Source organism: Paenibacillus sp. P32E (assembly GCF_001909085.1).
In the GTDB taxonomy this organism is placed as follows: Bacteria; Bacillota; Bacilli; order Paenibacillales; family Paenibacillaceae; genus Paenibacillus_AQ; species Paenibacillus_AQ helianthi.
The window spans coordinates 60,785-80,530 of the sequence record NZ_LVYY01000007.1; the positions used below are offsets into that span (position 1 = coordinate 60,785).

Below are 19,746 nucleotides of genomic sequence, written 5' to 3' on the forward strand. Positions count from 1 at the left end.
AAGATTGGCGGGTTCAAAAATCAAGGAATAGCGCTGCGTTGCAGTATTGCCGGGCCAATGCCTGGAAATAGCAGGTCTGTACGGAGATGGCGGCAATCATTAGCATATTCCGTACGGCATGCCGCTGGGACCTTGTTAAATGGTTCAAACGCTGCATCATATGATCGAGCGATACCTTAAGCACCCTGTCCGCCTTAGAGGAGAACTCCTGCTGCGCGTTGCGGTCGGCGATCCCCTGGATAGGCATCACAGGACTGCTCTTAATTTCCTCAAACAACTCCGCATAGGCATGATATAGCTGTGCGGGTTCAACCAGATCATCATCGTCCCGATCCGGGGCGAGAAAGAGCATCCGGAACAGCTGGCGGATACTCTCGAAATCAAGCGCTGCTTTCAGGTCATCGATCATTAATAGAAGCGCCGCCTGATTAACGGAATATTTTTTGCCCTCCCTGGGCGAGCCCAGGTATTCTTTGAAATCGCGTTTCACCCAGTTCTGCATAGAAGTGGCAGATAGTGTAGAATACTCAATCAGGTGGCCCAGTGTGGCGATTTCTCCAAGGGACAGCCCCTTTACATTTCCGCCTTTGATCAGCTTTTGCAGAATGGGAGGAATCTCCGTGGACAGAAAAGCCGGGAGCGAAGCCCCCTTTTCCACCTCTTCATAATGAAATTTTGACCAGGCAGCCTGCAAAATATGCAATGGCTTCCGTTCCACAGCCCCGTGCAGGGACAGCAGCAATTCCGACATCTCAATCCGTGTGAGTGTAAAAGCTTCCATATATGGCACCCCTTCGCCATTTGATTTTCTATTGAAAAGTTCGTACAATGAGTTCATATGAACTCATAATATGAGTATAACCTATTTTAACGACGAGAGGGATGGTAAAGATTTTATGGGTATAGGACTTAGTTTGACGCTTGTGGCAATTTTGATCATTTTAACCGCATTTTTTGTAGCGACGGAATTTGCATTAGTACGGCTGAGAGGCAGCCAGATTAGCCAGATGGTGCTGGAGGGCAAGAAGAATGCCCTGGCGGTACAACGGGTTGCAGCTAACCTGGACGGCTATTTATCGGCTTGCCAGCTGGGGATCACGATTACGGCACTGGGCATCGGGGCTTTGGCGGAACCTGCGTTTGAGCAGCTTCTGATTCCATTGTTCGATCTTGGCAATATCAGCCACAGTGTGAGTGAGCCCATTGCTTTTGCACTGGCATTCATTATTGCCACATTCCTGCATGTCGTAGTCGGTGAGCTTGCTCCGAAGACGGCCGCTATCAATATTCCGGAGAAAATCGGTCAAATCACCTCACCGCTGATTATTTGGTTCTACAAAGTTTTGTACCCGCTCATTTGGCTGATGAACGGTTCCGCCAACCTGCTTGTCCGTATGTTCGGGATGAAGCCGGCAAGCGAGCATGGAGATGCGCATAGTGAAGATGAGATTCGTCTGATTCTCTCCGAGAGCTATGAGAGCGGTAAAATCAACAAAGCCGAATATGGCTATGTAAACCGGATCTTCACCTTCGATGAAATGCTGGCCAAAGAGATCATGGTGCCCCGGACAGACATGGTTTGCCTGTTCACCGACCATTCCCTGAAAGAGAACTTAGAAATCATCCGTAAGGAGCAATACACCCGTTTTCCGGTGGCTGACGGAAGTAAAGACAACATCATCGGAATGATCAATACCAAACAGCTTTATCTACAATACGACAACAATCCCGACTTCGATTTCAAAGGCTTGATTTTACCGCTTCTAACCGTGTCTGAAGTTACTCCAGTGAAAACCTTGCTGACCCGTATGCAAAAAGAGCGTGTGCATATCGCCCTGCTGCTTGATGAATACGGCGGAACCTCCGGTCTGATTACCATCGAAGATATTCTCGAAGAGATTGTTGGTGAGATCCGCGATGAATTCGACGGTGACGAACGCCGCAATATCGAGAAGCTGAGTGATTTCCATTATTTATTCGACGGCAATGTCTCTGTCCTGGAAATTAAGGAACTGACAGGTCTTGATCTGCATGACGATGAGGTAACCACGATCGGAGGATGGCTCTACAGTCATCTGGAGGAACCTGCAGTTGGTAAAAGCGTGACCCATGAACATGTCAAGCTTACCGTCCTTGAAATGAACCGGCACCGGATTCGTAAAGTTGAGATTGAAATCGGACAGCCCGGATCGGAAAATCAATATGTATAACCGGAATAATTAAACACATTAAATATAGCAAAAGGCGCTCCGGTCTGGAGCGCCTTTTCGTGTGAAGAACAGCCAACGGAACAGAGTTATCGGAAGTGCTCTGTTATATATTTAATGTTATTAATCTTTTATATGATTTAATGCCATTAATTATTTTCTGGCTTCTCTTAACATCGGCATATCATTAGTATGTTCCCATCCGGGTCCTTGAAATTGAACCAGTGATCATGCTCGATGTCAGTCAGCAGCTCTGCTCCGGATTCCTTGACAAAATCATAGGCCGCATCAATATCCTCAGTGTTCAGGTGGAAGGAAGGAACCTTCAGTACGGCTTCGGTTGTGAAAATTCTGCTGTCCAGCACAATACCGGGTCCTTGCATTGGAACCACGTACAAATGATTGAACAGCACTTCGCCGTCAAGGGGAAGCCCCAGTAAATTGCAATACCAGTTTTTTGACCGTTCAATATCACTTACCGGAATAAAAACAGCGCCAATCTGATTCAGAATCGGACTTGTCACAGCCAGTATGCCTCCTCTATAAAACTTCTAATATATTTGGACCTCTTAACCATTTCGATAAAATATGCCAATTCCCTCCCCCTTTAGAGGATGGATATGAAGATATGGTATAATCTTGTCAAATTATCTTCAGACGTCAGGAGAACATCTATTGACCATCGTACCTTTTAGACATCAAACGCTGACACCACCCAAAATATTATCCCTGGGATTCATACTGCTGATCGCAGCCGGAACGATCCTTCTGAGCCTCCCGGCGGCTTCCACCGGAGTGAGAATTTCTATAATTGATGCTTTGTTCATGGCGACCTCAGCAACCTGTGTAACGGGCCTTGCCGTCCTTTCGGCTTCAGCCGTTGTAATTCTGGGCGGAGCCATTGTCTTTTTTGGGCTGGAGTTGAACAACGCCCTAAGGCCGCTGCATCCCGGGGGCAAAATGATGGCCTCTTTCCTTCAGGCGATTACCCCGCGCTCTGGCGGTGTTACAACCATCGAGATTCCGCTTCTGCGGGAATCCACCCAGTTCCTAATGGTCCTTCTCATGTTCATCGGTGCGGCTCCAGGCTCCACCGGCGGGGGGATCAAGATCACTACCTTCGCTATCCTCGTCAGTACAGTTTATGCCAAGATCCGGGATAAGGAAGGTATTGTCATTTTCCGCCACCGCCTCTCCAAAGAAAATGTATATCGGGCAATTACTCTGTCCCTACTCTCGCTCATGCTCGTTGTTGCCGCCACGATGCTGTTGTCGGTCACCGAAAGCGCTGATTTCTTGTCTGTGCTCTTCGAGGCTGTCTCCGCATTTGGCACCTCTGGCATCACCATGGGGCTTACACCTGAGCTTACAACGATAGGCAAGCTACTGGTGATTGTTCTGATGTTCGCCGGCCGGACAGGCCCGTTGACGCTGGCTTACGCCCTCAAGCCTAAGAACAGCAAAGAGCTCTACCGCTATCCCGAAGGCAATATCACGATTGGCTGATACGAGCAGAAACCGCTTCATCTATTCACAACAAAAATGCGACCCTTTAACGGCATCACTCATGCCATTAAGGGTCGCATTTACTTTTTCACTCTTCCTCAGCCTCTTCCGGAATCTCCTGGGTATCCAGTGCAGCATCCAGCAGCAGATTGTAGACATCGTCATCATTTTCAAGCAGCGCATCGGTTTCCAGGAACTGCTCCTCACTTCCCGGCTCACCGGCAAAGCTCAGACTGTAATCCCATTCCGTGCCGCGTTTGCTGAAAAATGTGATCTCATAAGGGGAACTGTGATTTTCAAGTGTAAAGACCGTTCTCCCTACGAAGCTCCGATCCTCTTCGCGTTTCATTTCTGCTTTTAGTATTTCCACGTTCATATTCATTTCTTCCCTTCATCATGTCCTAACTTCTCCTTAGTATATCATGAGATGAGAGCATTTCCCTACCTAATGTAAGCCAATTGACTTTTTTCATCCGGCGGTTAATAATTTAATACTAAAGACTAAATCAATCGAAATTGGAGGGAATTGCAATGACCCCACTGGAAACTCAGCTCAGTAAATATGCGGATTTGGCGGTTCAAATTGGTGTTAATGTTCAGCCCGGACAAATCCTCGTCGTGAGTGCGCCAATCTCGGCTGCAGAATTCGTTCGTATGATTACGGCCAAGGCATATGCCATCGGCGCAAGCCAGGTAAAAGTCAACTGGAGTGACGAGTTCATCACCCGCCAGCAATTCGAGCATGCCGCACCGGAAGTGTTCACGAAGGCACCTACATGGTTCGCCGGAGAAATGACCGAGTTCGCTGAGAATGGAGCAGCTTTTCTTCATGTCATCGCAGAGGACCCCGACGCTCTCAAAGGCATTGATCCGGAGCGGATTGCGAACTTCCAGAAAACCCGCGGAGCGGCACTGACCAAATACCGTGAAATGCAAATGTCCGACAAAGTCAGCTGGAGCATTGTTGCCATCCCGTCGCAGCCATGGGCAGATAAAGTATTCCCTGAAGTTCCGGCAGAACAACGCATCAGCAAGCTTTGGGATGCAATTTTCCACACTGTGCGCCTGGACCGTGAAGATCCGGTAGCGGCCTGGCAGGAGCATTTGGATACACTTGAACAAAAGGCCAATGTCCTGAACGCCAAAAAATACAAAAGTCTTCATTACATAGCACCCGGCACAGACCTTAGCATCGAGCTGCCTGAAGGCCATCTGTGGGCTCAAGGAGACAGCATCAATGCCAAAGGTCATTCTTTTGTCGCCAATATGCCAACTGAAGAAGTATTCACAGCCCCACTCAAAACCGGCGTCAACGGAACTGTAAGAAGCACGAAACCGCTTAGCTACGGCGGGAACATCATCGATAACTTCTCTATTACCTTTGAGCAAGGCCGGATCGTTAATGTAAAAGCTGAAAAAGGCCAGGAAGCACTGGAATATCTAATTGGACTGGATGAAGGGGCGAAATATCTCGGCGAAGTTGCACTGGTCCCTCATAAATCTCCAATATCCGAATCCAACATCCTGTATTTCAATACTTTGTTCGATGAGAATGCCTCTAACCATCTGGCCATCGGCACGGCTTATGCCTTCTGTCTTGAAGGCGGTAAGGATATGAACCAGGAAGAATTGATTGAAAGAGGCTTGAATACAAGTGTTACCCATGTCGATTTTATGATCGGTTCACCTGAGATGGACATTTACGGCATTACTGCTGATGGCACCAAGGAGCCGGTATTCCTGAAGGGAAACTGGGCGTTCTAACTGAAACGGAACAGAGAGATTGAGGGGAGCGGGAAATATGCTGAGTTTCAAGCAAAAGCTGGAGAATTACGCACTGCTGGCAGTAAAAATCGGAATTAACATTCAATCGGGGCAGACCCTTGTGGTCAACGCTGACATTGCTTCTGCTGAACTGGTGCGCCTGGTTGTGCGTCAAGCCTATGAAGCCGGGGCAAAGCTGGTCAAAGTGAATTATACGGATGAGCTTGTCACCCGGACAAGGTATGAGCTAGCCCCTTCCGAAAGCTTCCTCGAACCGCCAAAATGGCAGGCAGATGAGCTGGAAGATCTGGCACGCGGCGGAGCCGCCTTCCTGTCGATCGTTTCAACAAATCCGGATTTGCTGAACGGGATAGATCCCGTTCGAATCGCCGACAATCAGCGCACCGCAGGTCAAGCCATGGTCCCTTACCGTGAACTGCTGATGGGTAACCATGTCAGCTGGAGCCTGGTGGCTTACCCTTCTCCTGTCTGGGCAGCCAAAGTATTCCCGGACGCTCCGCCAGAGCAGCAGGTAGAACTGTTGTGGGATGCTATCTTCAAAGCAGTCAGAGCAGACCAGGAGAATCCGGTTGAAGCATGGAGCCTCCACCTGGGGGGCCTGAAGCAGCGCTGTGATATTCTAAATGCGAAGAGATACCGCAAGCTGCACTACACCGCCCCGGGCACGGATCTGACTCTTGAACTGCCTGAAGGCCATATCTGGTGCCAAGCCGGAGCTGTGAACGGTCGCGGAGTTCCTTTTCTCGCTAACATTCCAACAGAAGAGGTATTTACGGCTCCGCTTAAGACAGGGGCGAACGGCAAGGTCAGCAGCACCAAACCGCTGAGCTACAGCGGCAAGATTATTGACCGGTTCACCCCCACACTTGAAAACGGGAAAGTTACAGACTTCACAGCCGAGGAAGGTCAGGAAGCGCTGGCGTCTTTGTTGGCGATGGATGAAGGCTCGGCTTATTTTGGCGAAGTTGCCCTGGTGCCCTACCACTCTCCTATCTCGGAAAGCGGTATTCTGTATTACACTACGCTCTACGATGAAAATGCTTCCTGTCATCTGGCTATAGGTGCAGCTTATGCCTTCACCCTGGAGCAAGGGACGACAATGAGCAAAGAAGAACTGACAGAGCACGGGATGAACCAGAGCCTGACACATGTAGATTTCATGATGGGATCTGCAGAGATGAATATCGATGGAATCACGGATGAAGGTATTGCTGAACCTATCTTCCGCAACGGAAATTGGGCTTAATTCAAACTTCTCGATAGCTTGACATTTCCATTTACAACACAAAACACCCTGGAGTTTCTCTTATAAAAGAGGGCTTCAGGGTGTTTTTTTGCCTAACCAGCTAGTTTTAATCCTATAAATAGTCCAATTTTGAAGTTTTGTTCAAAATATATTCACAATATTGTTGAATTTATTTCACAATTATGTCACAATACAGTTAAGGATTCTATTTCCAAGGAGGTTGTCCCGATGAAAGAATCATTGTCCCATGACATGGAAACGGCTGAAGTTGACCGCACCGAAGTCAAAGCTCCAGTCGACCCGAGCATCGTTGCTTCCAATGCCATCAAGTACACGGCTTATGTCATGCTGTTTTTTGGGTTCCTATATTTTCTGATTGCTTACCTGGCCCCCATGCTGTAAGAAGCTGATTAATTATATATGCTCCATAGAAAACGCTTACGGCTGATACCTTCCTTTAGGGGAAAGAATCAGCCGTTTCTATTTCTATTTACCAGGACAATACTTTCCCGAGCCATTTAACAGCACCGGGATGCCATTCCTGTTCCATACGCGATCTGAGCCACGTCACTGCTTCTTCCCTAGTACCTTTAAATGCTGGTATCTTATAATCCGCCATCCAGTGGCTTACCGTTTCAAATGAAGTGCTGTTCCACCCATTTTTCTCTCCAGCCGCATTATGTCGCTCCTTAACTCCTGAAATGACAATATCCAATGTGCCTTGCAGTTCCGTAACGGCATTGTCAAATGCAGTTTTCTTCTCCTTTGCCTTCATATCCGCCAGCGTACGGAGTTCACGTGTCTCAATCCCCTGATTATCGCGAATGATCTGTAGCAAGGTTAATGCTTCCCTGCTGCACAGTCCGCTATCGTAGCGTTCCTCCAAGGAAAGCTGGCTACCCGCAGCCGCCGTGTAAGCCGGGAACCATTCACTGGAGACCAGGACTGCCTTTTTCCGAATGAACTTTCCATATGCAGCCACACCCTCGCCGGGGAAACGGGCACGCCAGGACCATGGATCCAGCTCCGTATCCGAATGCCAATTCTCAGCTAGGGTCAATCCGGTCACGGAAGGATGCTCCGGGAGGAGTGAGGCCAGCGGCAGGATGCCCAGCTTGCCAATAACCTCTTTCATTTCCTCATAAGTCGTGACTATTCCTTGCTCTTCCACTCTGCCCACGAATGTTTCCTCCTTAAATTCAACTCGTTACCCTTGTCCTGATCTACTCTCTTAAGCTCATGCTTCGGATACCAGCAATGAATGTGCTAATCAGCCGGTTTAAGCTGACGTTGGTATCCAGAGGCATGCCAAATCCTCCCTTGTTCTCCAAGGCAGCGAATCCGTGCAGCAAGCTCCGCCAGCCCCGGACCGCATGCAATTCTCCCTCAGCGCCAAGCTCATAGCCGGACAGCACTTCAATAATTAATGACAGTACCTGTTCGCTCGCTTTCTTCAGCTCCGGATTTCCTTCCTCTGGCGCCCGCAGCGTGGTCTCATACAGTCCGGGATGCTGCCTCGCAAAGCCAATATAAGCTTGTCCCATGGCGTGTACAGCTGCATCCCCCTTCAGTCCAACCGAAGCAGCAGACATTGCGGCATACAGCAATTCAAGGCCGTGTACAGCAAGCAATGAACGCAGACCCTGAAGTCCGTTAATGTGATTATACAACGACGGTGAACGTACGCCCAGCTTGGCTGCGAGCGCAGCCAAGGTCACTTCTTCTATTCCTTGCTCATCGGCAATTTCCGCAGCTGCCAGCACTAATGTATGTGTGTCCAATCCAGCTCTGGGTGACATTTCAGTTCCCTCCTTTCTTCTGCATTTCTTCGGCTTGTTTAATCGCGAACTTCATTTGTTCGACCGGTGCCTTAAGCAGATTTCCGTGTCCTACTGCTAGAAGCTTCGGTGAAAGTCTAAGTAGTTTCATCGCGCTTTCCAGTGCTTTGGCTTTATTCCAAGTAGCCATTGCAGGGAAAGGAAACAACGGTACAACCGTTCCTGATACAGCTGTTCTACGAAAGGTCTGAAAAGCATCGCCAACCACAAGAGCGCCGGTACGCTGATCCAGGTAAGACATCGAACCCGGTGTATGGCCCGGTGTCGAAATAGCTGTTAACGAGCCTATAGCATCGCCCTCCCGCAACAGGATATCCGGCACGGTGGTGATTTTAGCCGGAACACTGCCTTTTATTGGCGTCTGCAGTTCGTCAGCCCTCAAAGATCGGTCGCCCCTAAGCAAGGCCGAATCTCTTTCAGAAATATACACTAGCGCTGCCGGAAGCCGCTTCTTCAGTTCATCCAACGCTCCAACATGATCACCATGGGCATGTGTCAGTATGATGCGATTAACCGGTTTATTCAGCTTAGTAGCCGTGTCCATAATGCCCTGCACACTGAACGGCATCGCAGCATCAATTAACGTCAGTCCATCCTCTTCTTCTATAAGATAACAATTCACAGGAAAGAATCTGGGCATCCAGGTTAACTGCAGCAAATGGCCTTCTTGAGTTAATCTCATAAGAACCCCTCCAAAACTAATGTTATTAGTTATAATATAAACTAATGTCATTAGTTTATCAAGTGTTTATGCTCAAACATGGAGGATAACTTTTTATTCTATATTAGGAATATAAAGTCTACTTTTTCAAAACCATATGTGGTATCATTCGCTTTATATAATACAATTGTATTAAATAAAGGAGGCGTGCTGCCATTATGAACCGATTCAAATCTGGGAAAAGTACAGCAAAAAGCTCAGGAAAAAGGCTGCTGCTGTTTGTTTTATCTGCAATAATCCTCCTGATAGGTTCAGGATTTTTGTACGAATCCATAGCTTCGAATATGGCTAAAAAGCAGTATCCGCCACCAGGAAAACTGGTAGAAGCCGGTGGCTTCAAACTGCACCTAAACAAACAAGGTTCCGGGGGTCCTACTATTATTCTCGAAGCGGGAAGCGGCGAGACCAGCTTATCGTGGAGGAATATCCCTGAAGAGCTGGCTAAGATCGCAACTGTGGTCAGTTATGACCGGGCTGGTTATGCATGGAGCGAGTCATCTCCCAATGAGCGAACCGGCGCTAATATCGTCCGAGAGCTGCATGACGCGCTTATGAACGAAGGTTTACCCGGCCCTTATCTGGTTGTTGGCCATTCCCTTGGCGGAATGTACGCTCGTCTCTTCACTGAGACCTACAGGGATGATGTCGTGGGTCTCGTACTGGTGGATGCCAGACCAGAGAATGATGAACGGGAGACAGCATCTATTCTAAAAGCAGAGAACTTCGCCGGGAATCCATCAGCTGCCGTGCTCACCATATTGAAGCGTTCTGGAATTATGCGGTTGTTCCAGAACAGCCTTTTGGCAGGTATGGTTGCGAAGGAAGATCGGGGTGAATTCATTAATGTCATATCTACACCAAGCTATTTTACCGCCAAAGAGCAAGAAGGCGCCTTGGCAAGTTCAACCGAGGATGCTATCCGCGGGCAAACCTTCGGCGCTCTTCCGGTGCGTATCATTGCCCGGGGGCTTCCGCAGGACTATGCTTCATTCGGATTTTCCGAAGCAGGCGGTAAGCAGCTCGAAGCGATCTGGCAAGCCGGACAGCGCAGCATGCTGAACCTCTCCACAGACAGTGAACTCACCATTGCTAAACAAAGCGGCCATATGATTATTCATGATCAGCCGGAGCTAGTCATCGAGACGATACGCAGCTTGCTCTCTTTGTATTTATAGCATTGTGCCAAAATAAAATTCCAGCTTCTCCCGCGAGATCCTGTCCTCACCCCGCCAGTTGGCAACAGAGATAAAATCACTATCTCCGCCGCGCCCCGGCCGGGGCTCTTCCTGCGGCACCAATATTCCCGCAAAACCCCAAATCTCCATAAGCACATCGCGTTCCTGCTTACTTGAGGGGAACAGGTCTTTCCAGCGCTTCTCCAGTTTACGTGCCGTATCGCCAGGATCACACTCTTCCACTGCTTCTATCAGGCGTCTGAGGATTCTCAAATCTTCTCTGCTAATGCTGAGTTCTTCTTCTCTACTTAGGAGTTCAAGATCCAGCCAGCAATACAAAAGCTGGTTAAGACGGACCCCGCCCCATTTAACCCTTTCAAAGTTAAGCACATTTAGGTCTGCATTTATATAGTTCTTGTCGGACATGATATTACCCGCGTTACAATCTCCACAGCAACTATAACTGGCTCTCTCCAACGGGTGCTGTTCAAAGGTATGAAGTGCCAAGCCGGAAGTCAGTGCCCAGCTGGACAAAGCACTCCGTAAATGAACTTTCCGCGAAGACAGGCTATGTACAAAAGCTGTCGCTACCCGTTCTTTGGTGACGGCGCTATCATGAAGCTCCCGAATCCGGCGCACACATTCGTCATGTGTAATCGTAACCGGATCAAACATCAGTCCATGGCTTTTGGCATATTCAAAATCTTCACCAGCATATATAGCAGGTACATTCTTCCATCCAGCCGAAGACCAAAAGGTTGTCTGTAGAACTTTCTTGGCTCTTTTGTCCACACACTTTCCTCCCACCACTGATTTATACGATTCATGAAAGCATTATACATTAGATTTAGTCCAATGGTTTATCAGCATTTTGAGTTGATCTACTTATCATCGCTCTCTGTATCCAGTTGATACCAAAGAAAAATATCACACCCCCAGCCAATGCGCTTGCCAAATTTTTGAACAAATCTGTCGTTCCGCTTTCCAGCAGATCATAGCTGATCATCAGGACCGTCCAGACGGTTGCCCTATGGCACCGCTCAGCAGATTTGCTTTCTTGAACTTCTGCTTCTCTCCGGCTCTGCCCGAAAGTAGGTAGAGACCACTACGAATCTCCTTAACCGTAATATAGAGGCAGGCTGCCATCAGAATAAGAAATACATCCAACCAGTACTTTATATCCCACTGCAGAATAAATACCTTTACCATTATGCTGATCAACAGCCCCACAATCAACAGCCCCACAAGCACAATCAGAAAGCCGTGTGAATTCAGCTTTTGATTCTCGGCTGTAAGGCGTTCATCTTTGTAACCACTATTCTTCATGCTTCTTCCTCCCAGAAAATATCATTTAAGGTTCGCCCCAATACCTTGCAGATGGCAATACATAGCCGGATGGACGGATTATATGTTCTGTGGGTCCTTGTAAGTATCAATGGGCTGTTGGAAAATGTACATTGTTTCGAGGGAACTAATCGCCAAGATGGTAGCTCTGGTCGCTGTTGTCGCTCTTGGCGTACCCTGTGGATAGGCTCCCTTTAGATTGAACGTATCCGGGTAAAAGTCATTGTATATATTGACCTTAATATAATTAATGTTATAATGAACATTATTAATAATAATACGAAAGGATGGTTCAGTTTGGAGATTGATAAAATACCTGTATGGATACTTGCCCTAGAGCAAGAAGATGCTGTGTTTCTTAAAAATTTTGTTGTGAAATCGGGATCTTTAAAAGAAATATCCAAATTATATGATGTTTCTTACCCAACTGTACGACTGCGACTGGACAAATTAATTCAGAAGATACTGATGAATGACCAGCAGGAGGAGGAACCTTTTCAGGCGTTTATTAAGGGATTGGCAGTTGATTCCCGAATTGATTTAGAAACCGCTAAAATAATTATTGAAAAATATAAAAAAGATAAGGAGAAACGTAATGATTGAATTAATTATTGGTTTGAGTATTGCTGCTATATTAATGTTGGTAGAATATTTGTTGAGTGTAAAATTAGAAAATCCCTTGTGGGGAGGGATACTTCCTTTAATTTTGATTATCGGAACTGCTTATGTTTTTATGAATGGCATATTACAGCCAAATTCTAAAACCCTTTTTCCGTTTCTACTTTTAATCTCTTTTATACTTGGAGACTGGGGTACTGGACGTGAAAAGCATATCAAAAACCGCAAAGCTGAACTTGAAAAAATGAAAATAAAGGATATTGAGTATTAAAGCCTTTAGGAACTGTTTTCAAATTCTGAATGCCTGAGGGCTTAACAAAAAAATATGGTCCCTCACCAAGGAGGGACCATACTTGTTCAGAGTATCAGCCGAAGCGGCCCATGATATACTCTTGAGTCATTTGATTCTCAGGGTTGCTGAAGACCTTCTCCGTCTTATCATATTCTACAAGCGAGCCCAGGTAAAAGTATGCTGTATAATCTGAGATCCGTGCAGCTTGCTGCATATTGTGTGTGACAATAACAATCCGCAGATCCTCCTTTAGCTCCTTGATCAGCTCTTCGACTTTACCGGTAGATACCGGATCAAGGGCAGATGCGGGCTCATCCAGCAGGAGAATCTGAGGATTTACCGATAATGCTCTGGCAATGCATAGACGCTGCTGTTGTCCGCCGGATAATGCGAGTGCTGAATCCTTCAGACGGTCCTTGACTTCGTCCCATAGAGCCGCGCGGCGCAGGCTGCTCTCCACAATTTCATCCAGAGCCGCTTTGCCCTTGATCCCGTGATATTTTGGACCAAATGCAATGTTCTCGTAAATTGACTTGTAGAAGGGGTTAGGCTTTTGCCAGACCATACCGATTTTTTGCCGAAGCTTGATTACATCTGTACCTGGAGCATTGATGTCCACACCATCGATCCAAATACTTCCTTTCGTTGTGGAACCGGAGATTTCATCATTCATCCGGTTGAGCGAACGGAGAAAGGTCGATTTGCCGCAGCCCGAGGGGCCGATTAGCGCAGTAACTGTATTCTGTGCAAAAGGAAGACTAATCCCTTTTACTGCTTCATAAGTGCCGTAAAAAATGCTCAAATCCTCGGTTTGGAACGATTCGCGTACCATTGGTTCCGCTATACCCATCTCATATTCCTCCTATTGATCCATCGTATACTTGCTGCTAGCTCATTCTTTTTGAAGCCGTAAGCTTGCGGTATATTAAACGGCCGAAGTAACGGGCAGCCAGATTGAAAATAAGTACCGTAATTACAAGCACTGCCGAAGCTCCCGCTGCGATCTGTATGGCATCCGGGGCTAAGCCTTCACTGTTAACTTTCCAGATGTGTACTGCCAGCGTTTCTGCCGGACGGAAAGGATTCAGCGGTGAGGTTGGGCTAGCCGGGTTCCAATTGGCGAAATCCAGACGAGGGCTGCTCATGCCTGCCGTGAACATCAGCGCAGCCGCTTCCCCAAAGACACGTCCCGCCGACAGAATGGTTCCGGTGATAATGGTCGGCAACGCGACTGGAAGCAGTACAGTAGTAACTATCTTCCACTTAGACAGCCCAAGGGCAAAGCCTGCCTCCTTCTGCTGCTTCGGCACTGTGCGGAAGGCCTGTTCCGTAATCCGCACCATTAGCGGCAGGTTGAAGAAGGTAAGTGCCAGAGCACCTGAGACCAGGGAGAACCCGAGGTTAAAGGTGTTAACGATTAGCAGGAGACCGAACAACCCGACAACGATCGAAGGAAACGAAGACAATACCTCCACGATCAGACGGATGAAGTTGGTCAGCTTGCCTGGGCGGGCATATTCCGCCATGAAGATCCCGGCACCCAGGCCTAGCGGAACCGTAATGATTAGGGTCAAGACCAGCAGGTAGATGGAGTTGAACAACTGCGGCCCGACGCCTCCGCCTGCGCGAATCTTTTGCGGTGCAGAGGTTAGGAAATCCCAGCTGATATGGTTAAGGCCCCGGATCAGAATGTACCCCAATAGTCCTACCAGGATGGCTACAATAAGTAATGCGAAAAATACGATAAGTGCTGTGGCAATTTTGTCTGCGGTTCTCGGCTTCAAATTTTATTTCTCCTTTCGAGCATTCTTACGAGGAGGACAAAGACAAAAGTCATCAGCATAAGAACCAGCGCCATACTCCACAGCGCGTTATTTTGCGGTGAGCCCATCGTCGTGTTGCCCATGCTCAGTGTAATCACACTGGTCAGGGTCGATGCCGATTCAAAGAGCGACCGCGGAACGAAAGGCGCATTCCCGATAACCATTTGCACAGCCAGGGCTTCTCCGAATGCACGAGCCATCCCCAGCACCACACCTGTCATAATCGCAGGGAACGTAGTCGGGAGAATCACACGGGCTATGGTCTGCCACCGGGTGGCACCGAGCGCAAAAGAGGATTCTTTCAGATTTTGCGGCAATGAAGCCAGCGCGTCTGCAGCCACGCTTGTAATGGTCGGCAGGATCATGACCGACAGGACAAGCGCGCCTGCAGCAACCCCGATGCCCTGACCAGGGAACGTATTACGCAGAAAAGGAACAATGACGCTAAGACCGACGAAGCCGTACACGACTGATGGAATACCGGACAACAGCTCGATTACCGGCTGCAGCAGCTTTTTGCCCCAGCCTGGCACAATTTCTGTCATGAACAGTGCAGCACAGATACTTAGAGGACTTGCAATCAGTGCAGCAATCAGCGTAACCAGGAAGGAACCGGCGATAAAAGGAAACGCTCCATATGAAGGTGTGTCCGCTTCAGGCGACCATTTAGTGCCAAACAGAAATTCAGATACTTTTACATCTCCACTGGTGAATGTGGATATTCCTTTGGATGCTACAAAATATACCATCGATATAATGATGACTATCAATAGCAGTACACAGAAGGACATATACGCCCGTCCAATAAAATCTTCTATATGATGTTTTTCAATCTTTGTTTTCTTTGGTTTTGCCCTCAAGATGCTCCCTCTTTCTAAAGTGAAAAGAGAGGCAGAAGAATTCCGCCTCTAATCACTTGAAGTTCTAATGGATGATACACTTGAATGTTTTGTTGTGAATTACTTAGTAGTTACTTTACCCGCAACATCACGGGAAACCTGCATTTTCACAGCCGGAATATAACCCAGTTCCACTACATCACCATTCTCGTTCTGCACTTCGTCAGACACCATGTAATCGAGGAATGCTTTTACTACCTCAGTTGGTTCGCCGTTAGTGTACATGTGCTCATAAGCCCATACCGGATATTTACCAGTGATTACATTGTCAACAGATGGCTCAACACCATCATATTTTAATGTCTTGACTGAATCATCGAGGTAAGACAGAGCCAGGTAACCAATCGCTCCTGGTGTTTCTCCGATCATTTTCTTAACCGTACCGGAAGAATCTTCCTGAATAGATCCTTGAAGATCTTCTGTTTTGGTTCCAAGTGCGAAGTTTTCAAAAGTAGCACGTGTTCCGGAGCTGCTTGGACGGTTGATGATCTGAATCTTTTGGTCTGCACCGCCAACTTCTTTCCAGTTCGTTACTTTACCTGTGAAAATATCTACAAGCTGCTGCTTGGTTAAAGTATCTACACCTGCATCCTTATGAGTTACTGCTGCGATGGCTACAACCGCTACCTGATGGTCCACAAGCGCTTTTGCTTTTTCAGCATCGGCATCCTTCAGTTTTTCTTCTGCGAATACATCGGAGTTACCGATATCCACTTGCTTCTCAGCAACTTGAGTAAGACCTGTTCCGCTTCCTCCGCCTTGTACCTGAATATCAACGCCTTTATTGGTTTTCATGAACTTCTCAGCTACCTGTTCAACCAGCGGTTGCAATGCTGTAGAGCCTGAAGCCAGAATAGATCCGCTCAAATCTGTACCGCTGCTCGTTTCTGTAGGTGCATTAGTGGCAGCTGCGTTTTTCCCGCCATTATTGGTTGCTGCATTGTTTCCACCGTTGTTGTTGCCGCATGCCGAAAGTGCTACTACACTTGTTAATGCCAAAGCCATGACCCACGTTTTTCTGAATTGCATTTTTTTGTCTCCTCCTGAGTGTTTTGTATAGCCTCTGCTGCCGTGAATGAACAATAGACATGTCCACCGGATCAACATCCGCTATGTTTTGTGAGTATCTGCTGCTGGTTATCTGCTTCATACAAAACTCACCTTTGGAAGCATCAGACTGTGTTCGTGTCACATCTGACTCTTCCTATTCTAGAGCCCGTTCGTCAGGGAAAAGTATTAAGTATGTAAAGCGAAGGATAAAAAACATAATAGTAATTGTATATCACTATAGATATAATCTATATTAAGAATAAAATCCTTTAATGAATCCCTATTTTTGTGGAGGTACATGGTGAATATTGTTAAGCTTCAAATCGTAGTCCTGATTGAAAAATATAAAAAAGTAACCGATGTGGCTGCCGAAATGGGCTTAAAACAGCCCACCGTTTCCTTTCATATGAAAAGCCTGGAAAGCGAGCTGGGCACCCCACTTTTTCAATACCGCAGCGGACGGGTGCTGCTTACCGATGCGGGACGTACGCTGTATCAGTATGCATCGCGGATTGTCGCACTTGCAGCTGAAGCTGAACGAAGCCTCAAGCAATACTCCTCTCTCTCTTCCGGTCATCTCGAACTCGAAGCAAGCTATGTGCCAGGTACTTATCTTCTGCCTAATTTGGCATCGCAATTCATCCGCCAGCACTCCGGCTTGGATATTTCGCTGTCCGTGCAGCCGGATACTGTCATTCGCGAGCGATTGCGGGGCAGGGAAATCCAGCTTGCTGTTCTGCATACCTATGACGGGCAGGACAGTTCCTTTACAACCCGCACGATTGCCCGCAATGAGGCTGTTATTGCGTTTGCTGCAGGACATCCTTTTGCGGACATCCCGAATATTTCGCCTGATCAGCTTGTCCTGGAGCCATGGATTCAGCATGAGACAGGTTCTTTTCTGCAGGGAATTACGGATGAATGGGCTGAGCGGAATGGTGTGAAGGTGTGGGGACATGCTGTAGTGAATTCACCCGAGGCAATGAAAGGAATGATTCGTAACGGAGGAGGTGTGGGGCTATGCTCTAAGACCGGAATTGAGGCTGAACTCGCTGCGGGAGTCTTAAGCTGCATACCGCTGCCAGGTGTACAGCCCGAGCATGGTGAATTCGCACTGGCATGGCGGAAAGATTATACCCTTACCCCTTTACAACTTGCGTTTGCAGAACTGGCAGCGGGTATTGCAGAAGAGGAATAATTCAAAAAAAAGTATAGCCCCTTGAAGACACTGTTTACAGCGTCAAGGGCTATACCTGTTGGTTTATGAAGACTACTACATTTTTTCCGCCACTAATGCGAAGGTCTTGGGAATTCCTGCATCAAAAACGTCAGAAGATAAATTGGGCTCTTCGGCTAATTCCCGGATGATCAGCCCGCTTCTGGCTGCTGCTGTCACGATCTCACCCAATGTCCAGCGCCGCCAGTATACAACACTGTGTTTGTCTTCTCCCGAAGGTACTCCGGATGAAGGCAGATACTTGGAGTAAGATACCTTCTTTTCCTCCAATGAAGTGTCAAAATAATCGCCGCTCACCTTGTGCTTACGGATCTTGGCCGTTGATCCCTTGGAGGAAATCAGTTTCGTCGTGACGGGATGGAAATCACGCAGCACGAACCGGCCACCGGGTGACAACAGCCTGCACACAGTACCCATAAATGGGGTCAGATCCGTAAAGTAATGTACGATTCCCATTTCAGCAAAGACGATATCATACGAACTATCCAGCAGTTCTTCCGGCAGCTTCAACACATCCGATACGATGTATTGAAGTTGAACGCCCGATGCTTCGGCCAGTTCGCCAGCATAACGGGCGTTGGCTTCCGAGAAATCGGCCACACTCACATTTGCTCCCATGAGTCCGAGTGCTACGGCTTTCATGCCGTTAGAACCCATGAGATTTAGTACTTTCTTATCCCGAAACTCGCCTAGGTAGCTCAGCAGAGGGTACAGCTTGGCAGCAGGATCTTTCATGAGCTTCGCCGCAGCTTCAGCAGGAGTGCCGAAACGGGCGGTCCAGGCGGAGTAGGTATCCTCATTCCACAGCTCTTCACTGGAAGGAACTACGCCTTGTCTTTCTTCCGGATCGTTAGGTTTTGGTTTTGTAAATTGATCATGTTCATTCATGGATAGAAACCCCTTTATCTCTATTAATAATCTATTAGGATGCGCTCGGAAGTGCTTCCTTTACCTTCACCGCTTTTTTGCGTCCTGCATATAAGTATACAGCGAGTCCACTCATTACCAATACTCCACCGCTCCATTGCAGCCCTGTCAGTTGTTCACCCAGGAGTAAAAAGGCCAGAATGCTCGCCCCCACTGGTTCACCCAGAATGTTCATTGATACTGTAGTTGCTGAAGCATACTGCAACAGCCAATTGAACAGAATATGCCCGAATACGGTGGGAACCACAGCCAGCAGAACAAAGATTCCCCACTCCCGCGGGGGATAATCAAAGAATGGAATGCCAGAGAGCAAATTATATACGCAAAATACTGCCGCCGCCGAAATAAAAACGATCAGGCTGTAAAGATAGGATGGCATTCGGGCCACAAGCTTCTGTCCAATCAGTAAATGGCCGGCAACCGCAACAGTCCCCCCGATGGATAGCAGGTCACCTGCGAGGTTGTCCGCAGAGAGGCCAATATCTCCCCAGCCGATAAAGACCACACCGATTATGGCGATGCCCAGACCCAATATAGCGGCAGAGGTACTTCTTTCCTTATACAATATGTAGGCTCCCAGCATAATAAATACAGGCTCCAGCGCCATAATCATGGTTGAACTGGCCACAGAGGTATACTTCAACGAACCCATCCAGAGTAAAAAGTGCAAGGCCAGCATAACGCCAGAGATTCCCAGCATGAGCCAATCCTTACGGCGCAGCGCAAATGCCGCTCCGCTGTACGGCCTGGCAAAAGGCAACATCAAAAGCGAGGTGAAGAGCAGCCGGTACATACCTTGAACGGATGCTGGAGCATCCGACCATTTGATGAAGATTGAAGAAAACGAGATGGCCACAATTCCAATTAGCATCAGAAGCGGGACAGGAACGGGTGGCTTTTTTGAATTCACGGATGGCTTCCTTTCAGGTTAGATATAACTCACTATGTTAATTTATCGCAGAATGAAGAAAATTGCAGCCATTTTCACAATAAATAAGCAAATAAAAAAGCATGAACTCCGCTTCCTGGAAGAAGTCCATGCCTCTATTTATGAAGATCCTTATCCGGATGCCTACGT

The 19,746-nt window shown here is 47.7% G+C and carries 23 protein-coding genes; 9 read left to right on the top strand and 14 right to left on the bottom strand.

Going from position 1 to position 19,746, the window contains the following annotated elements; translation table 11 throughout:
• Positions 1-13: 13 nt before the first annotated feature.
• A complete protein-coding gene (locus A3848_RS08110; RefSeq protein WP_074084449.1) occupies positions 14-781 on the bottom strand; it encodes a DUF1836 domain-containing protein in 768 nt (255 codons plus the stop codon).
• Between the two features lie 115 nt (positions 782-896).
• Between A3848_RS08110 and A3848_RS08115 the strand changes: the two genes are divergently transcribed.
• A complete protein-coding gene (locus A3848_RS08115) occupies positions 897-2,210 on the top strand; it encodes a hemolysin family protein (RefSeq protein WP_074084450.1) in 1,314 nt (437 codons plus the stop codon).
• A 167-nt stretch (positions 2,211-2,377) separates the two neighbouring features.
• Here A3848_RS08115 and A3848_RS08120 read toward each other — a convergent pair whose 3' ends face one another.
• On the bottom strand, positions 2,378-2,731 hold the full coding sequence (locus tag A3848_RS08120; RefSeq protein WP_074084451.1) for a VOC family protein: 354 nt from the start codon (positions 2,729-2,731) through the stop codon (positions 2,378-2,380).
• Between the two features lie 151 nt (positions 2,732-2,882).
• Here A3848_RS08120 and A3848_RS08125 point away from each other — a divergent pair, with 151 nt between their 5' ends.
• Positions 2,883-3,713 (top strand): potassium transporter TrkG, encoded by an 831-nt coding sequence (locus A3848_RS08125; protein WP_074084452.1) that lies wholly within the window; start codon positions 2,883-2,885, stop codon positions 3,711-3,713.
• An 88-nt stretch (positions 3,714-3,801) separates the two neighbouring features.
• On the opposite strand, the gene A3848_RS08130 is transcribed toward A3848_RS08125, so the two are convergent.
• Positions 3,802-4,089, bottom strand: a complete 288-nt coding sequence (locus A3848_RS08130) for a hypothetical protein (RefSeq protein WP_074084580.1) — start codon at positions 4,087-4,089, stop codon at positions 3,802-3,804.
• Between the two features lie 155 nt (positions 4,090-4,244).
• Between A3848_RS08130 and A3848_RS08135 the strand changes: the two genes are divergently transcribed.
• The 3 genes from A3848_RS08135 (at position 4,245) to A3848_RS32190 (ending at position 7,146) form a co-directional block, all read left to right on the top strand.
• The gene (locus tag A3848_RS08135; RefSeq protein WP_074084453.1) at positions 4,245-5,477 is read left to right on the top strand and encodes an aminopeptidase; all 1,233 of its coding nucleotides are present in this window, start codon (positions 4,245-4,247) and stop codon (positions 5,475-5,477) included.
• A 37-nt stretch (positions 5,478-5,514) separates the two neighbouring features.
• Positions 5,515-6,744, top strand: coding sequence for an aminopeptidase (locus tag A3848_RS08140; RefSeq protein ID WP_074084454.1), 1,230 nt, complete (start codon positions 5,515-5,517; stop codon positions 6,742-6,744).
• A 228-nt stretch (positions 6,745-6,972) separates the two neighbouring features.
• Positions 6,973-7,146: a hypothetical protein gene (locus tag A3848_RS32190; protein WP_167374775.1), complete on the top strand. Its 174-nt coding sequence runs from the start codon at positions 6,973-6,975 to the stop codon at positions 7,144-7,146.
• Positions 7,147-7,234: 88 nt separating this feature from the next.
• Here the strand turns inward: A3848_RS32190 and A3848_RS08145 are convergent, their stop codons facing one another.
• From A3848_RS08145 to A3848_RS08155, 3 genes are read right to left on the bottom strand one after another with little or no spacing between them, the layout of a single operon-like run.
• Positions 7,235-7,924 (bottom strand): AlkZ-related protein, encoded by a 690-nt coding sequence (locus A3848_RS08145; RefSeq protein ID WP_143186162.1) that lies wholly within the window; start codon positions 7,922-7,924, stop codon positions 7,235-7,237.
• A gap of 43 nt (positions 7,925-7,967) precedes the next feature.
• Positions 7,968-8,543: a TetR/AcrR family transcriptional regulator gene (locus tag A3848_RS08150; protein ID WP_074084455.1), complete on the bottom strand. Its 576-nt coding sequence runs from the start codon at positions 8,541-8,543 to the stop codon at positions 7,968-7,970.
• Between the two features lies 1 nt (position 8,544).
• Complete coding sequence (locus tag A3848_RS08155; RefSeq protein WP_074084456.1) at positions 8,545-9,264, bottom strand: MBL fold metallo-hydrolase; 720 nt, start codon at positions 9,262-9,264, stop codon at positions 8,545-8,547.
• A 197-nt stretch (positions 9,265-9,461) separates the two neighbouring features.
• Between A3848_RS08155 and A3848_RS08160 the strand changes: the two genes are divergently transcribed.
• Entirely contained in the window at positions 9,462-10,478 is a 1,017-nt protein-coding gene (locus A3848_RS08160) for an alpha/beta fold hydrolase (RefSeq protein ID WP_074084457.1), read from the top strand.
• Here the strand turns inward: A3848_RS08160 and A3848_RS08165 are convergent.
• Both A3848_RS08165 and A3848_RS08170 read right to left on the bottom strand, forming a co-directional pair.
• A complete protein-coding gene (locus A3848_RS08165; RefSeq protein WP_074084458.1) occupies positions 10,473-11,270 on the bottom strand; it encodes a hypothetical protein in 798 nt (265 codons plus the stop codon). The two genes, A3848_RS08160 and A3848_RS08165, sit on opposite strands and share 6 nt — an antisense overlap.
• A gap of 213 nt (positions 11,271-11,483) precedes the next feature.
• Complete coding sequence (locus tag A3848_RS08170) at positions 11,484-11,804, bottom strand: DUF6773 family protein (protein WP_074084459.1); 321 nt, start codon at positions 11,802-11,804, stop codon at positions 11,484-11,486.
• 315 nt (positions 11,805-12,119) lie between these two features.
• Here A3848_RS08170 and A3848_RS08175 point away from each other — a divergent pair, with 315 nt between their 5' ends.
• Positions 12,120-12,425: a DUF2089 family protein gene (locus A3848_RS08175; RefSeq protein ID WP_074084460.1), complete on the top strand. Its 306-nt coding sequence runs from the start codon at positions 12,120-12,122 to the stop codon at positions 12,423-12,425.
• Positions 12,418-12,711, top strand: a complete 294-nt coding sequence (locus tag A3848_RS08180; protein ID WP_074084461.1) for a hypothetical protein — start codon at positions 12,418-12,420, stop codon at positions 12,709-12,711. Before A3848_RS08175 ends, A3848_RS08180 begins: the two co-directional genes overlap by 8 nt.
• A gap of 94 nt (positions 12,712-12,805) precedes the next feature.
• Here the strand turns inward: A3848_RS08180 and pstB are convergent, their stop codons facing one another.
• The 4 genes from pstB to A3848_RS08200 form a co-directional block, all read right to left on the bottom strand.
• Positions 12,806-13,582, bottom strand: a complete 777-nt coding sequence (pstB, locus tag A3848_RS08185; protein WP_074084462.1) for a phosphate ABC transporter ATP-binding protein PstB — start codon at positions 13,580-13,582, stop codon at positions 12,806-12,808.
• Between the two features lie 37 nt (positions 13,583-13,619).
• Entirely contained in the window at positions 13,620-14,516 is an 897-nt protein-coding gene (pstA, locus tag A3848_RS08190) for a phosphate ABC transporter permease PstA (RefSeq protein WP_074084463.1), read from the bottom strand.
• Positions 14,513-15,415, bottom strand: a complete 903-nt coding sequence (pstC, locus tag A3848_RS08195) for a phosphate ABC transporter permease subunit PstC (protein WP_143186154.1) — start codon at positions 15,413-15,415, stop codon at positions 14,513-14,515. The genes pstA and pstC overlap by 4 nt, the downstream gene beginning before the upstream one ends.
• A gap of 99 nt (positions 15,416-15,514) precedes the next feature.
• A complete protein-coding gene (locus A3848_RS08200) occupies positions 15,515-16,483 on the bottom strand; it encodes a phosphate ABC transporter substrate-binding protein (RefSeq protein ID WP_074084465.1) in 969 nt (322 codons plus the stop codon).
• 322 nt (positions 16,484-16,805) lie between these two features.
• Here A3848_RS08200 and A3848_RS08205 point away from each other — a divergent pair, with 322 nt between their 5' ends.
• Positions 16,806-17,702: a LysR family transcriptional regulator gene (locus A3848_RS08205; protein ID WP_178381932.1), complete on the top strand. Its 897-nt coding sequence runs from the start codon at positions 16,806-16,808 to the stop codon at positions 17,700-17,702.
• Between the two features lie 75 nt (positions 17,703-17,777).
• Here the strand turns inward: A3848_RS08205 and A3848_RS08210 are convergent, their stop codons facing one another.
• Together A3848_RS08210 and A3848_RS08215 are read right to left on the bottom strand one after the other, a co-directional pair.
• The gene (locus A3848_RS08210) at positions 17,778-18,629 is read right to left on the bottom strand and encodes a class I SAM-dependent methyltransferase (RefSeq protein ID WP_083612000.1); all 852 of its coding nucleotides are present in this window, start codon (positions 18,627-18,629) and stop codon (positions 17,778-17,780) included.
• Between the two features lie 34 nt (positions 18,630-18,663).
• Positions 18,664-19,578, bottom strand: coding sequence for a DMT family transporter (locus A3848_RS08215; protein ID WP_178381933.1), 915 nt, complete (start codon positions 19,576-19,578; stop codon positions 18,664-18,666).
• Positions 19,579-19,746: the final 168 nt, after the last annotated feature.

What these genes read in the sequence shown, in the direction of transcription:
- A3848_RS08160 (WP_074084457.1), top strand. Translation starts at nt 9,462, where the DNA reads ATGAACCGATTCAAATCTGGGAAAAGTACAGCAAAAAGCTCAGGAAAA.
- A3848_RS08135 (WP_074084453.1), top strand. Translation starts at nt 4,245, where the DNA reads ATGACCCCACTGGAAACTCAGCTCAGTAAATATGCGGATTTGGCGGTT.
- A3848_RS32190 (WP_167374775.1), top strand. Translation starts at nt 6,973, where the DNA reads ATGAAAGAATCATTGTCCCATGACATGGAAACGGCTGAAGTTGACCGC.
- A3848_RS08210 (WP_083612000.1), bottom strand. Translation starts at nt 18,629, where the DNA reads ATGAATGAACATGATCAATTTACAAAACCAAAACCTAACGATCCGGAA.
- A3848_RS08155 (WP_074084456.1), bottom strand. Translation starts at nt 9,264, where the DNA reads ATGAGATTAACTCAAGAAGGCCATTTGCTGCAGTTAACCTGGATGCCC.
- A3848_RS08170 (WP_074084459.1), bottom strand. Translation starts at nt 11,804, where the DNA reads ATGAAGAATAGTGGTTACAAAGATGAACGCCTTACAGCCGAGAATCAA.
- A3848_RS08115 (WP_074084450.1), top strand. Translation starts at nt 897, where the DNA reads ATGGGTATAGGACTTAGTTTGACGCTTGTGGCAATTTTGATCATTTTA.
- A3848_RS08130 (WP_074084580.1), bottom strand. Translation starts at nt 4,089, where the DNA reads ATGAACGTGGAAATACTAAAAGCAGAAATGAAACGCGAAGAGGATCGG.
- A3848_RS08110 (WP_074084449.1), bottom strand. Translation starts at nt 781, where the DNA reads ATGGAAGCTTTTACACTCACACGGATTGAGATGTCGGAATTGCTGCTG.
- A3848_RS08140 (WP_074084454.1), top strand. Translation starts at nt 5,515, where the DNA reads ATGCTGAGTTTCAAGCAAAAGCTGGAGAATTACGCACTGCTGGCAGTA.
- A3848_RS08180 (WP_074084461.1), top strand. Translation starts at nt 12,418, where the DNA reads ATGATTGAATTAATTATTGGTTTGAGTATTGCTGCTATATTAATGTTG.
- pstB (WP_074084462.1), bottom strand. Translation starts at nt 13,582, where the DNA reads ATGGGTATAGCGGAACCAATGGTACGCGAATCGTTCCAAACCGAGGAT.
- A3848_RS08200 (WP_074084465.1), bottom strand. Translation starts at nt 16,483, where the DNA reads ATGCAATTCAGAAAAACGTGGGTCATGGCTTTGGCATTAACAAGTGTA.
- A3848_RS08150 (WP_074084455.1), bottom strand. Translation starts at nt 8,543, where the DNA reads ATGTCACCCAGAGCTGGATTGGACACACATACATTAGTGCTGGCAGCT.